Consider the following 13,919-nt stretch of genomic DNA (forward strand, 5'->3'; position numbering starts at 1 on the left):
TAATTGTACACTGGAGGAACTTGAATGACATTAGTAAACAAAGAGAGATTAGTAAATGAGTTTATAGAATTGGTGAAGGTGGATTCGGAGACAAAACACGAAGCATTAATCGCAAAAGTTCTAAAACAAAAATTGACAGATTTAGGTGTGGAAGTATATGAAGATGAGAGTATTTCCAAAACTGGCCATGGAGCTGGTAACCTTATCTGTTTACTAAAAGGAAATAAAGATGCTACTGACTGTATTTATTTTACTTCACATATGGATACAGTAGTTCCAGGAAAAAGCATTAAACCTTCCATTAAAGACGGCTATATAGTGTCTGACGGAACAACTATTTTAGGCGCAGATGATAAAGCAGGGCTTGCTGCTATTTTAGAAGCAATTCGGGTGTTACAAGAAAATAAATTGGAGCACGGCGATATACAATTTATCATTACTGTTGGGGAAGAATCAGGTTTAGTTGGAGCTAAAGCTTTAGATCGTTCCCTTCTCAAAGCTGATTATGGTTATGCTCTAGATAGCAATGGAGATGTTGGAGATATTATTGTAGCTGCTCCTACGCAAGCGAAATTATTTGCTGTAATTAAAGGAAAAACTGCCCATGCTGGAGTTGCCCCTGAAAAGGGAGTTTCTGCTATTACGATTGCTTCTAAAGCCATTTCCCGTATGCCATTAGGTCGTATTGATGAAGACACTACAGCAAATATTGGTCGGTTTGAAGGTGGAAAACAAACAAATATTGTTGTGGACCATGTAGAAATCTTAGCTGAAGCCAGATCACTTGTCCCTGAAAAAATGGAAGAACAAGTTGAAAAAATGAAACAGACCTTTATTACCGTGGCGGAAGAAATGGGAGGGTCTGCGGAAGTTGAGGTCAAAGTCATGTATCCAGGGTTTAAGCACCAGGCTGGTGATCAAGTAGTGGAAATTGCCAGGAGTGCTGCTAGAAAAATTGGTAGAGAGAGCAAGTTATTAAAAAGTGGCGGCGGAAGTGACGCTAACATAATAGCAGGACACGGTATACCGACTGTAAATCTCGCTGTCGGATATGAAGAAATTCATACAACCAATGAACGCATTCCTGTAGAAGAGCTTGTGAAAGTGACAGAGCTTGTAACTGCAATCATTGAAGAGGTTGCATCTAATTAACTTGTATTAATAAAAAGTCCTATCAGGTGTTTATTACCTGTAGGACTTTTTTGCACTTTCAACTATACATGTTGAGGTATTCAATGCGTCGGAAAATAGATATACTGCGACATAACTTGGTTGTTTGAACATGACCGTTTCGGAAAATACACTTCGCTTTCCGTGGGCAACGCTTCAGCTGTTGCTTTTCCCACAGGAGTCTTCGTGTTTTTCCTTCACTGGTAAAGTGGTTAGATAATAACCCGTTTTTTATGGTACAAAGCAGATACAAATTGATTGGAGCGGAAGGGGGCGACTCCTACCGGAATAGCATGAGCTGAAGACCCTGGACGTAGCGTAGCGAAGGAAGCGGCTGAAGCCATGCCGGTGGAAAGCGTCCCCCTGCAGCGTAAATCAATGGGTCCATCCGCTTCCTTAAAATAAAATATACTTTAGTTCGCATTTTCCTCCAACTATGAATAAACAAAATATGTTTGTACCTCAACAATTGCGGTATAACCTTTTGCAAGAGTTAAAGGTATCTGTGTCCTTATTATGTACGTAGTTTTACAACAAGACCTAGCCGCTTTTGTTCTGGTATAATGAGGAGTAATGAAAGATAAAAGGGATGTATACGTATGGTATTTGAACATCAGAATAAAAGAAGAGTAATTTTCCATATTGATATGAATTGTTTTTATGCATCAGTAGAAATGGCCTATGATAGTGATTTAAAAGGAAAAGCATTAGCTATTGCTGGAAATCCTGAAGAAAGAAAAGGGATTATTGTGACGAGCAGCTATGAAGCAAGAGCTAAAGGTGTAAAAACAACAATGCCACTTTGGCAGGCAAGAAGGTTATGTCCAGAACTTGTAGTCTTAAGGCCGAATTTTGAACGATATCGCGCCGCCTCCAAAGCAATGTTTAAAATCCTTTCAGAAATAACCCCAATAGTACAACCAGTCTCCATTGATGAAGGATATATGGATGTAACAGACTGTGGGCCTCCAAAAAAGGCTATTGAACTTGCAGAAAACATTCAAAAGCGCATATTACATGAACTTGATCTCCCTTGTAGTATAGGTATCGCGCCAAATAAATTTTTAGCTAAAATGGCTTCAGATATGAAAAAGCCTATGGGGATTACCGTTCTTCGAAAAAGAGAACTAAGTACTGCTCTCTGGCCACTTCCAATAGAAGAGATGTATGGCGTTGGTAATAAAACCGCTGAAAAACTAAAAAAAATGGCGATTCACACGATCGGAGATTTGGCTAAAAAAGATGTTTATGAGCTAAAACAAGTTCTTGGTATTAATGGTGAGCGACTAAATAACAGAGCTAATGGGAATGACATACGGAGTGTGGACCCAGACGCCATCTACGATTTTAAGAGTATCGGCAGTTCGCAAACTTTACCTCACGATACAACAGAGGAAGAAGAAATTAAAAAGTTGATGGTCGTACTGGCAACAAATGTAGAGAGAAGATTAAAAAGGAAGCAAGCAGCAGGGCAAAGTATTCAACTAATGATCCGTTATGCAGATCGAAAAACGGTAACAAGAAGTAAAAAATTACAAATGTTTATAGATAATAAAGAAGATATCTTATATTTTGCCACAGAACTCCTTGAACATCATTGGAATGAGGAACCTATTCGTCTCCTTGGAATTACTGTACAGGATATACAAGAAAAACAGAGCATTGCAAAGCAATTGGATCTATTCACATATGAAAAAGAAGCACAAAATGAAAAATTGTATACAGCTATTGATGAGTTGTCCCAGAAATACGGTAAAGATGTTTTCAAGAAATGGGACAATAGCATTAATAAAGAAAAAGAAAATCCTACTACTAGTTTTCAAAAGGATTTCCTTGATGACTATAAGCGTTAAGAAACTCACACATACAGATAACGTGTGAGTTTCTTAGCACTTGCGCTTTTGTACTAAAGGGATCGTTTGATGTCAGCTCATAAACTTTTTTACAATGGAGTGAGAAATTTTACTCCCGGGGTAACGAAATGGCAGATCGAATTTAGTTGTCTGCTTCATAATACTCTTTTTATGGGAAAAAGTTTCAAAGCTGTATTTTCCATGATATGAACCCATCCCACTATTTCCGACCCCACCAAAAGGTAAATAGGGATTTCCTAAGTGATAAAACGTATCGTTAATACTTCCCCCACCAAAAGAGAGATACTGAATAACCTGAGGAGCCATTTTATCGTTTTCCCCAAAATAATAAAGAGCTAATGGTTTTTGGTTATTTTTAATTACCTCTACTGCATTCTCAATTGAACTGAAGGTCAACACAGGAAGAATAGGTCCAAAAATTTCTTCTTCCATTATCGGATCGTCCCACGTTATTTTATCCAAAATAGTTGGTTCAATGGTTAGTGTATCACTGTCTGAAACACCTCCATGAAGAATGCTGCCATTAGTTAGTAATCCTTTTAGCCTTTCAAAGTGAAATTGGTTAATAATTCGGGTATATTCATTATTTCGTAATGGTTGCTTACCGAATAATTCTTTAATCTGTTTCTTCATTGCTTTCATTAATTTAAATTTAACTTTTTCATGAACATATAGATAATCCGGCGCAACACACGTTTGGCCCGCATTTGTATATTTTCCCCAGACAATTCTTTTTGCCGCAAGATTTATATTTGCATCTTTATCTACGATCACCGGGCTTTTTCCTCCTAGTTCTAGCGTAACAGGAGTTAGATGCTCACTTGCTTTTCTCATAACTATCTTTCCCACAGAAGAACTACCAGTAAAAAATATATAATCGAAACGCTGCTCTAATAATTGCTCACTAATATCCTTATCACCTTGAATCACCCTAATGAAAGAAGGGTCAAAAGTGTCATCAATCATTTCCTCCAGCAACGCAGAGGTCGCAGTAGCATATTCGGAAGGTTTAATAACGATACAGTTACCAGCAGCAATGGCGCCTATTACTGGTGCTAGAGCAAGTTGTAGTGGATAATTCCATGGAGCCATAATTAAAATTACACCAAATGGTTCCTTCATGATAAGATTTTTGGTTCCTTTATGCGTCATCGGGGCATGTACGTTAATAGGTTCCATCCATTCTTTCAGGTGCTTTATGGCAAAATCAATTTCTGTATAAAGGATACCAAGTTCCGTTGTCAGAACTTCATGTTCCGATTTATTTAAATCTGCCTTTAAAGCTTGGTAGATTGCATCTTCATAGTTTTTAAGCATGTCTTTTAATTTTTGTAATTGTTTTTTGCGAAAATTAAATTCCAGCGTGTTTCCGTTTTTAAAAAAAGTACGTTGGTTAGCTATCATAGATGAATACTGTTCCATTAAAAGCTCTCCCTTTTTAGTTATCTATATATTTATATGAGTAAAATCATCAGCTATTTCCGTATTAGGGAATATTCTCCTGGCTTCATTAAGCAAATTCTCAATATCGTCCGATTGATAACGAGATGAAAGATGAGTTAATATTAGTTTTGTACAATTACTGGCTTTAGCAAGCTGTGCTGCTTGTTCGGTAGTGGAGTGATAGTATTTTTCTGCAAGTTCTTGTAATGCTTCGCCAAAAGTAGCTTCATGCACCAATACATCTGAATCCTTTACAAAGGTACTATTAACGTGTGTAAAGCGGGTGTCCCCCAGTATGCTAATAATTCTTCCTTTTTTATCTTCACCTATAAAATCCTTACGATAAATATATTGGTCATTGGAAAGCTTTACTTTACTATTTTCTTTAATTTGTTTATAAATGGGGCCTGGCATAACACCTATTTCTTTTAATTTGTTCACTAACAATTCCCCGGGTTTATCTTTTTCTATTATTCGGAACCCAAAGCTTGGGAGACCGTGGTCAAGTTGTTTTGTTTCTACAACAAATTGATCATCCTCATAAAGCTTGCCCTCAGATAGCTCTACTACATTAATTGGATAGGTAAGATGCGTACAGCTAAGCTCTAAGGATGTGTTGACATACTCTTTAATACCCTTAGGTCCATAGATAGTGAGCAATTCCTCACCACCTTGAAAAGACCTGCTGCTTAATAAGCCAGGTAAACCAAAAATATGGTCACCGTGTAAATGTGTAATGAAGATTTTATTTATTTTTTTAGGTTTGATCGATGTGCGCAGAATTTGATGCTGTGTAGCCTCGCCACAATCAAAAAGCCAGATATTATTTTGTTCCTGTAATAAAGTAAGTGCAACCGATGAGACGTTGCGTTCTTTTGAGGGAAGCCCTGCACCTGTTCCAAGAAATATTAATTCCATAATTTAGTCCTCCGTTATACTTAAAACCAACCGCGCTTATATTGTTGCGGTGCTTCTATTTCATAATCGATTTCATCAGCAGCTTTTTTGGCCCAGTATGGATTGCGAAGTAAAGCTCGGCCAATAAAAACAAGATCTGCACGTTCGTTTTGAAGAATTTCCTCTGCATGTAAACCAGTTGTGATCAGTCCGACAGCACCAGTTTTTATATCTGCTTCTTGTTTAATTATTTCACAGCGTTTTAATTGGTAGCCTGGATATGTATGAATTTTAGCAGGGATTACACCGCCTGAGCTACAATCAATTAGATCAACACCTTGCTCTTTTAGCATTTTTGAAAAATATAAAATATCAGCAAGCGCGTTTCCCTCCTCATGGTATTCGTCTGTAGAAAGTCTGACAAAGATCGGACCTTCCCAAACTTCTTTTATATCTGTGACAATTTCTTTTAATAGTCGATATCTATTCTCTCTACTACCACCATAATTGTCTGTTCTTTTATTTGTTAGGGGGGATAAAAACTGATTAATTAGATATCCATGCGCAGCATGTATTTCTATAATATCAAAATTAGCTTTAACAGCTCTAATAGCAGCATCGCGGAAAGCAGATACCACTTCCCTAATATTTTGCCATGTCATTTGCTGTGGCTTCTTATATGACGCATCAAAAGCCAACGCTGACGCTGAATATATTGGCGTATCCACTTGTGCTTTCCTGCCAGCATGTGCAAGCTGTATAGCTGATTTACTTCCAGCTTGGTGAATTTGATCATTTAAATAGGATAAACCTGCAATATGCTCATCATTCCAGATCCCTAAGTCTTGGGGAGAAATACGCCCCTCTGGTAGCACAGCAGCAGCTTCTGTCATTACTAAACCTATTTGCCCCATCGCTCTTGATACGTAATGGGTGGTATGGAAGGGTGTGATCATGCCGTCTTCATTGAAGCAGGAATACATACACATAGGAGACATAACAATTCGGTTTTTTAGTGTGATTTTTTTAAAATTAATCGGTGAGAACAATTTTGTCATCATTACTTCCTCCTGTTAGATAGTTAGTAGCCAATTTTTCTTGGAAAGCCGTCAACCATTAAGCAACTTACTTACACTTTTCTTGAATAGCTTATTGCAATGTTTGGTACATCTGTAATAATTCCATTAACATCAAGATCAAGACAACGCAATATTTGTTTAGGATGGTTTACCGTATAGACTCTAATGTGTAACCTTTGCTGTTTACATTGTTGAACAAGTGACTTAGATAATAACCGGTATTTTATATGAATGGCGTTTGCACCAAGTTCTTTAGCATAGCTGATAAGCTGCCTTTTTTTTCTCGATCTTAATAATGCACAGTTTAGATGTTGAGAGATCCTTCTTAAGCGTTGTACGCTGTTTGGATTAAAGGTTGATAGTATGGTACGATCTAATAAATCATAGGAACGCAGCAAATCATACACAATAGTTTCCATATTCTTATAATCTATTTTATTGTTTTTTAATTCAATATTTAAAGTAAGAGGTTTTCCACCGATCCATTTGAGGAACTCTTCTAGAGAGGGGATGGTGGCACCTGCAAATTCCGTACTGAACCAAGCACCGGCATCCAGTTGTTTTAGTTGTTTAAACGTATAGTCCTTAACATACCCTTTTCCGTCCGTTGTACGATTAACACGCTCATCATGAATAAGTACAGGGATATTATCTTTTGTAAGCTGAACATCTGTTTCTATGCCTTGTGCACCTTGTTGAAAGGCTAATTGAAAAGCGGCCATTGTATTTTCAGGTGCTTGTAGACTCGAGCCACGATGAGCATAAATTTCTGTTTTCAATGGATTCACCTCTCCTATGATTGTGTTTTATTTAGTTGTAAAAGTCAATTTGTACAGGAGGAATAATGATGAAAAGTTGGCAATCAAAGGAACAGTTAACTGAATTACTTTGTTCACTTGCACATTATCAAAGTGTAACAGGTACGAATGCGGAAATAGCCTTGGCAGAATATCTACATCATATATTAGCAGAAAAGCCCTATTTCCAATCAAATTTCAACCACTTAAATTTACATCCATTGGATGATGGCAGGCATTTGCTAACTGCACTTGTAAAGGGAGATTCTAATACAAAAGAAACAATAATTTTACTAAGCCATTTTGATGTAGTTGGAACAGAGGATTATGGATCGTTAGAAAATTTAGCATTCCGGCCAAAGGAACTTACAAAGGAAATGAATAAGATTTACGAACAATTACCATCACAAGTGCAAAAAGATCTTAAACAGGGAGAATGGTTGTTTGGCAGAGGTACTATGGATATGAAGGCAGGCTTATCCATACATTTGTCTATGCTTGAAAGGGCTATGAATGGTGAGTTTAATGGCAACATTTTACTTCTTACTGTGCCAGATGAAGAAGTGAACTCAAAAGGTATGTTAACTGCTTTACCAGTTTTAAATCAATTAAAGGAACAGGAAAACCTTGAGTTTAATGCCTGTTTGAATGGAGAGCCTATGTTTAGTAAGTATCCTGGTGATCCTTCTTATTATGTGTATACTGGTTCAATCGGAAAGGTGCTTCCTGGGTTTTATTGTTATGGAAAAGAGTCCCATGTAGGAGAGCCTTTTGCCGGAATAAATCCGAATCTTATGAATAGCTTTCTATCCCAGCAGCTTGAGTTAAACGAGTCATTTATTGAGAAAGCGGGGGATGAAGTAACTCCACCACCTGTGAGTCTTATGCAAAGAGATTTGAAAGAAGAATATTCAGTACAAACGCCGCAAGCTGCTGTTTCTATGTATAATGTTTTATACCTTCAGCAATCCTTTAACGATTTAAATGAAAAATTACTTGATAGTGCTAAAAAAGCTGCAAAAAATATAGAGACACACGTTAATGAAAAAGCGGAAAAGTATGCTTCTATGGCATCTGATTTTAGTATGTCTTACTCAAAAGTGCATGTAATGATGTATGAAGAATTATACAAGGAAGCGGTTAAGCGATTCGGTCAAGAAGAGATAGATAGAATACAAAATTTATTGGTAAATCAGAGAGAACAAGGGGACAGGGATTTTTCTACCTTGCTTGTCCAAGAGTTGGCAGCAATGTGTAAGGACCTCACCCCACTCATAGTCTTGTTTTACAGTCCTCCATTTTATCCAGCGGTATCTTCCCACCAAGACAAGAATATTCGCGAAGTTATGGATTATGTGAAGAATTACGTAGCCGACAAGTATAATTTTTCATTGACTGTGTCCGAATTTTTTACTGGTTTATCCGATTTGAGCTTTATTGGCCCTGTGTCATCCAAAGGGAAGTTGGATCAGTTAACTGTTAATATGCCATTGCAAAATAATGGTTTCACTTTTCCGAGTGATATTATGGAAAAATTAACTATGCCCATTTTAAATATTGGCCCCCTTGGTAAAGATGCACATCAGTGGACAGAACGGCTTGAATTATCATACAGCTTTGGAGCACTACCTGATATTGTGGCTGAAGCAATAAAGCAATTATTAAAAAAATAACATTAAACTGTGACAATCTCCTTTAAAAGATGTAAAATTAATTATAAAATGAATGGATATTCAGTTTTGGAGGATTATAAATGAAGCTTATTGATAAGAATATTAGCCAAATCACCATTCCTACACCTTTTGCAGTTGGGGATACACATGTATATCTTTTGAAGGGAGATACGCTGTCATTGGTAGATGTGGGGGTAAAGACGAAGGAAGCTTGGGAAGCACTGACGAGTCAGTTAAAGCAATTAAACTATACACCAAATGACATTGAACAAATTATATTAACTCACCACCATCCTGACCATATAGGGTTAATTGAAGAATTTCCACGGCTGAAAAGTGTTGTTGGTCACAAGTATATAAACCCCTTTCTAATTAGGAATGAAGGATTCATTGACAATTATATTGAATTCTTTAGAACTTGCTTTCATGTAAACGGAGTACCTGACTATTTTCATTCTGAACTGGATAAGGAGCGGTTAGCCTTTGAGTATTTTGGCAGAGGAGAGTTAACTGAATTTATTGATCAAGGCCAAAAGCTACCAGGACATGAAGATTGGAGTGTAATTGAAACCAAGGGACATGCACAAAGTCATTTATCATTTCTAAGAGAACAAGATGGCATATTTATAGGAGGAGACCATTTGTTACAGCATATCTCTCCAAATCCACTCATTGAACCACCACATGAAGGGCAAAATGATCGTTCGAAATCCTTGCTGCAGTTTAGGTCTAATCTAATCAAATGTAAAGAGTTACGTATTCGGACTGTTTTGCCGGGTCATGGTCCAATATTTTCCAATGTAGATGAAGTAGTGGACCATCAATTATCGAGGCAGGAACAACGAGCAGGTAAAGTGTATCAATTTCTAAAAAAGGAGCCTGCTTCTCCTTATCAAATATGTAAGGAGCTTTTCCCAAAACAATATGAAAAGCAGATTGGTTTGACTATGTCAGAAACTATCGGACAGCTTGATTATTTAGAAAATGAAGGTTTAGTGAAAAATGACTTAGTTAATGGGCAATATGTTTATGAAGCAAAATAAACTAACAAATAAAAAAATTATTGTTACAGGCGCTTCGAGCGGCATTGGAGAACAAATTGTCAGACATGTTGCTTTAAATGGCGGGATTCCAATTATGTTGGCAAGGTCTAAGGAGAAGCTGGATAAGATACAACATTCTATTAAGAGAGATTATCATATTAATAGTGCTGTGTATAAAATTAATTTAACTGACATACAGGAATTAGAATTGCTTGCAGACAGAATTATTAAAGAGCAAAAACAGGTACATGGGTTAATTAATAACGCAGGCTTAGGGTACTTTAAATATATTAAGGATACTAGCTGGCAGGAAATAGAGGAAATGTTATTTTTGAATGTTAATACAGTTATTAAGCTTACTCAGTTATTTTTACCTCACTTTATTGAGCATGGTCAAGGACATATTATTAATATCGCATCACAGGCAGGTAAAATTGCTACACCCAAATCAGCAGTTTATGCAGCAACAAAGCATGCGGTAATCGGTTATACCAATGGCCTGCGATTAGAAACAAAAGAACACCGAATTCATGTCACATCCATTAATCTGGGACCAGTTAAAACGAATTTTTTTACGAAGGCTGATCCAGAGGGAAGCTACCAGAAGAGTGTGGAGAAGTACATGTTAGATCCAGATTATGTAGCAAGTAGGGTCGTTGGTGTTTTATTTAAACGTAAACGGGAAATAAACCTACCAGTATGGATGGAGATGGGTAGCAGACTATATCATATATTTCCTGGTCTTATGGAAAGACTTTTAAAGAGGCAGTTTAATAAAAAGTAAAAAAATGAAGTGCTGGGAGGGACCAAGAGGGTGAAACTAGAAATTAGTCCAGTAGCTAAGAAAAAACTTAAAGAAATAAATAAAATGAACGCTCCGTATTTATTGTTATGGTATGATACGGAAGGTTGTGGCTGCGGCGTTAATGGGATCCCAATGATCCGCTTTATTAATCGTCTCCCTAATAATTACATCGAGATAGAAAATGAGGAATATAAGACTGTAATGGAAGAGCAACAAGCGACATTTTTTTCTGATAAGATGAAATTGACTGTGGTGAACGGAATGTTTCGGTTAACAAGTCCCGAGGGTATATTAAATCCTTTTTTGCCGGATAGACGAGTTCTTAATGGATAAGCAATGAAGGGGGAGACCCCCCTTTGCCGCTTTATCTATGAGCAGAATAAACGATTGGCTTACTTATATTCTTAATCTTCGAGTATAATTCATCTGATAATGGATCTGGACGGTAGTTCACAATATTTTCTTCAACCTGCTCAACGGAGCTTGCACCAAATACTGCACTTGCGATGGCTGGGTGTTTTAGTGTGTATTTTAATGCCAATTCGTTTAAAGAGAAGGTTTCATTACTAAGTGTAGCCAGATCATGATTTATATTTGTAAGTTCTTCAAAGCTATAATCCAGAAAGCCTTCTCTGCCTTTTCGAGAAATCACTTTAGCTGCATGATTACTTAACATCCCCTTTGCAAGTGGGCCTCTTGCCAAAACACTAATATTATTGGAGTGGAGTAAGTCGAGTATTTCTTCTTCTGGTCTTCGGTCGAGAATGTTGTACTGCATCATTACAGCATCTATATTGGAACGTTTTACATACTCCTTTATAACATTAGGGCGGATAGATGATATACCATAGGCTCTAATCAACCCTTCTCTTTTTAAATTCTCAAAGGCTTCGATAGTTTCATCAATTGGGTCCTCAATTGTACCTCCATGGAGCATATAAAAATCAATATAGTCTGTTTGCAGTCGCTTAAGACTATCTTTCAATCCTTCAGTAATATGCTTTTCTGAAGGGTCCCAATACCAATTCCCTTCTTCCTTATTAAAATGGTTACCTACTTTTGATGTTAGAACGATTTGGTCACGTTTTCCTTTAATGGCTTTACCTACTACTTCTTCATTTTTTCCAAAATCATATAAGTCGGCAGTATCTAAGTGGTTAATACCATGATCTAATGCGAAATCAATAATATATTTTGCCTGCTTTTGTTCTTGACCGAGTGACATACAACCGAGAGTTAGTTCTGATACATTTAATTCGGATTTGCCTAATCGATTTTTTTGCACATTACATACCTCCAATCCTAATATTATTGTAGGAATTAATATAAAGAAATACAACTATTTATAATTGGGTATATATAAGTATGCTAGAATAAAATAAAGAGATATAAAAAGGATGATTGAAATGAATAAATTTGAAGAAAACACGATAGGGTCCAAGATAATATATGATGGAAAGGTTGTTCACTTGAAGGTAGATGACGTTACTTTACCTAATGGAAAAACTGCAAAAAGGGAAATTATTAATCACCCAGGAGCTGTAGCAGTTATTGCTATTACCGATGAAAATAAGATAGTCTTTGTGGAGCAGTATCGTAAACCATTGGAAAAATCACTCATTGAGCTTCCGGCAGGAAAACTTGAAAAAGGAGAAAAACCAGAGGTCACTGCCATTCGTGAATTGGAGGAAGAAACAGGATATACAACAAATAATCTTTCCCTTGTTGCATCATTTTATACTTCGCCCGGTTTTGCAGATGAATTAATGTATATCTATATCACTGATGAAATAAAAAAGATAGAAAACCCTCCAGCAGGAGATGAAGATGAATTTGTGGAAATACTTGAGCTTAGCTTGGATGAAGCAAAGAAGTATGTAGAAGAAGAGCGTATCCATGATGCCAAAACAAATTATGCTATTTTATATTTGCATGCGTTGGGGAGATTTTAATGCTTACAACTTATTTTGCAGATATGCATATTCACGTAGGTAGAGATATATATGGAAAGCCGGTAAAGATAACAGGATCCAAAAGTCTCACACTTACAAATATATTAAAAGAATCCAGCCGGAATAAGGGGATTGACATGGTTGGTGTAATTGATAGCCATGCACCGGCTGTACAACAGGAAATTAAAAACTTAATAAATGAAGGTAAAGCATATGAACTGAGTGATGGTGGTATCCAATTTGAAGAAGTCACTTTATTACTTGGTTCAGAAATAGAGGTTTATGATGATAATTGTTTAGGCCCAATACATGTTCTCTGTTTTCTTCCTACCTTGGAGAAGATTGGTCGTTTTTCTGAATGGCTGTCCACCAAAATGAAAAACATTACGTTAAGCTCTCAAAGATATTACGGAACTGCTAAGGAATTACAATATAAAGTTAAGGAGCTAGAAGGTATCTTTATCCCAGCACATATATTTACTCCATTTAAAAGTCTATATGGTAAAGGAGTAAGAAGATCGTTGGAGGAAGTACTTGACCCAGATTTAATTGATGGTGTTGAGTTGGGCTTAAGTTCTGATACGGAAATGGCTGATCAAATAAGAGAGTTACATGCTTATACATTTCTAACTAATTCGGATGCACACTCTCTAGCAAAAATAGCTAGGGAATATCAAGAAATTAAAATGGACAAACCGTCCTTTAAAGAATTTTTTTGGGCATTACACCAAATAGAGGGAAGAAAAGTTACTAAAAATTTTGGTATGAACCCACAACTAGGTAAATATCACACTACAGTTTGCAACAAATGCTTTTCAAAATTACCTCCGGACACCACAGAGTGCCCAGTTTGTGGTTCTAAAAAAATTATTAAGGGTGTATTCGATCGAATTCAGGAACTAAAACAAGAAAATAATCCTAAAAGAGAACGCCCGCCCTATTTATATCAAGTACCTTTAGAATACCTGCCTGCTCTAGGAAAAAGGACGTTTGAAAAACTGTTAGTGCAATTTGAAACCGAAATGAATATTATTCACCATGTTTCTTTTGAAGATTTAGTTAAAATAGTTCCTGAAAAGCTTGCACACTATATTATTCAGATGCGCAAAGGTAAGCTGGAAATAGAAGCAGGAGGTGGAGGCAAATACGGGAGTATAAAATCAAAATAGCCGCACTATAGAACACA

Annotated in this window: 13 protein-coding genes; 8 read left to right on the forward strand and 5 right to left on the reverse strand. The window is 36.7% G+C overall.

Annotated features, from left to right (window positions below):
• Positions 1-24 precede the first annotated feature (24 nt).
• On the forward strand, positions 25-1,152 hold the full coding sequence (locus tag X953_RS09885; protein ID WP_040955416.1) for a M20/M25/M40 family metallo-hydrolase: 1,128 nt from the start codon (positions 25-27) through the stop codon (positions 1,150-1,152).
• A 617-nt stretch (positions 1,153-1,769) separates the two neighbouring features.
• Complete coding sequence (locus tag X953_RS09890; protein ID WP_040955417.1) at positions 1,770-3,023, forward strand: DNA polymerase IV; 1,254 nt, start codon at positions 1,770-1,772, stop codon at positions 3,021-3,023.
• Between the two features lie 72 nt (positions 3,024-3,095).
• Here the strand turns inward: X953_RS09890 and X953_RS09895 are convergent, their stop codons facing one another.
• The 4 genes from X953_RS09895 to X953_RS09910 all read right to left on the reverse strand — a co-directional run bounded on the left by X953_RS09895 (position 3,096) and on the right by X953_RS09910 (position 7,242).
• The gene (locus X953_RS09895) at positions 3,096-4,466 is read right to left on the reverse strand and encodes an aldehyde dehydrogenase (protein ID WP_040955418.1); all 1,371 of its coding nucleotides are present in this window, start codon (positions 4,464-4,466) and stop codon (positions 3,096-3,098) included.
• A 24-nt stretch (positions 4,467-4,490) separates the two neighbouring features.
• A complete protein-coding gene (gene rnz / locus X953_RS09900; protein WP_040955419.1) occupies positions 4,491-5,405 on the reverse strand; it encodes a ribonuclease Z in 915 nt (304 codons plus the stop codon).
• Between the two features lie 20 nt (positions 5,406-5,425).
• Positions 5,426-6,445: an NADPH dehydrogenase NamA gene (gene namA, locus X953_RS09905; RefSeq protein ID WP_040955420.1), complete on the reverse strand. Its 1,020-nt coding sequence runs from the start codon at positions 6,443-6,445 to the stop codon at positions 5,426-5,428.
• Positions 6,446-6,513: 68 nt separating this feature from the next.
• Positions 6,514-7,242: a glycerophosphodiester phosphodiesterase gene (locus tag X953_RS09910; RefSeq protein WP_040955421.1), complete on the reverse strand. Its 729-nt coding sequence runs from the start codon at positions 7,240-7,242 to the stop codon at positions 6,514-6,516.
• A 68-nt stretch (positions 7,243-7,310) separates the two neighbouring features.
• Here X953_RS09910 and X953_RS09915 point away from each other — a divergent pair, with 68 nt between their 5' ends.
• The 4 genes from X953_RS09915 to X953_RS09930 all read left to right on the forward strand — a co-directional run bounded on the left by X953_RS09915 (position 7,311) and on the right by X953_RS09930 (position 11,114).
• Positions 7,311-8,933, forward strand: a complete 1,623-nt coding sequence (locus X953_RS09915; RefSeq protein ID WP_040955422.1) for a M20/M25/M40 family metallo-hydrolase — start codon at positions 7,311-7,313, stop codon at positions 8,931-8,933.
• 80 nt (positions 8,934-9,013) lie between these two features.
• The gene (locus tag X953_RS09920) at positions 9,014-9,976 is read left to right on the forward strand and encodes an MBL fold metallo-hydrolase (RefSeq protein WP_040955423.1); all 963 of its coding nucleotides are present in this window, start codon (positions 9,014-9,016) and stop codon (positions 9,974-9,976) included.
• The gene (locus tag X953_RS09925) at positions 9,963-10,760 is read left to right on the forward strand and encodes an SDR family oxidoreductase (protein ID WP_040957073.1); all 798 of its coding nucleotides are present in this window, start codon (positions 9,963-9,965) and stop codon (positions 10,758-10,760) included. The genes X953_RS09920 and X953_RS09925 overlap by 14 nt, the downstream gene beginning before the upstream one ends.
• Before the next feature lie 30 nt (positions 10,761-10,790).
• On the forward strand, positions 10,791-11,114 hold the full coding sequence (locus X953_RS09930) for an iron-sulfur cluster biosynthesis family protein (RefSeq protein WP_040955424.1): 324 nt from the start codon (positions 10,791-10,793) through the stop codon (positions 11,112-11,114).
• A 31-nt stretch (positions 11,115-11,145) separates the two neighbouring features.
• Here X953_RS09930 and X953_RS09935 read toward each other — a convergent pair whose 3' ends face one another.
• A complete protein-coding gene (locus X953_RS09935; RefSeq protein WP_040955425.1) occupies positions 11,146-12,066 on the reverse strand; it encodes an aldo/keto reductase in 921 nt (306 codons plus the stop codon).
• Between the two features lie 121 nt (positions 12,067-12,187).
• On the opposite strand from X953_RS09935, the gene X953_RS09940 reads away from it, so the two are divergent.
• Together X953_RS09940 and X953_RS09945 are read left to right on the forward strand one after the other, a co-directional pair.
• Positions 12,188-12,733, forward strand: coding sequence for an NUDIX hydrolase (locus X953_RS09940; RefSeq protein WP_040957074.1), 546 nt, complete (start codon positions 12,188-12,190; stop codon positions 12,731-12,733).
• The gene (locus X953_RS09945; protein ID WP_040955426.1) at positions 12,733-13,902 is read left to right on the forward strand and encodes an endonuclease Q family protein; all 1,170 of its coding nucleotides are present in this window, start codon (positions 12,733-12,735) and stop codon (positions 13,900-13,902) included. The genes X953_RS09940 and X953_RS09945 overlap by 1 nt, the downstream gene beginning before the upstream one ends.
• The last annotated feature ends 17 nt before the right edge of the window (positions 13,903-13,919 follow it).

The sequence above is a fragment of the Virgibacillus sp. SK37 genome, assembly GCF_000725285.1.
GTDB lineage: Bacteria > Bacillota > Bacilli > Bacillales > Amphibacillaceae > Virgibacillus_Q.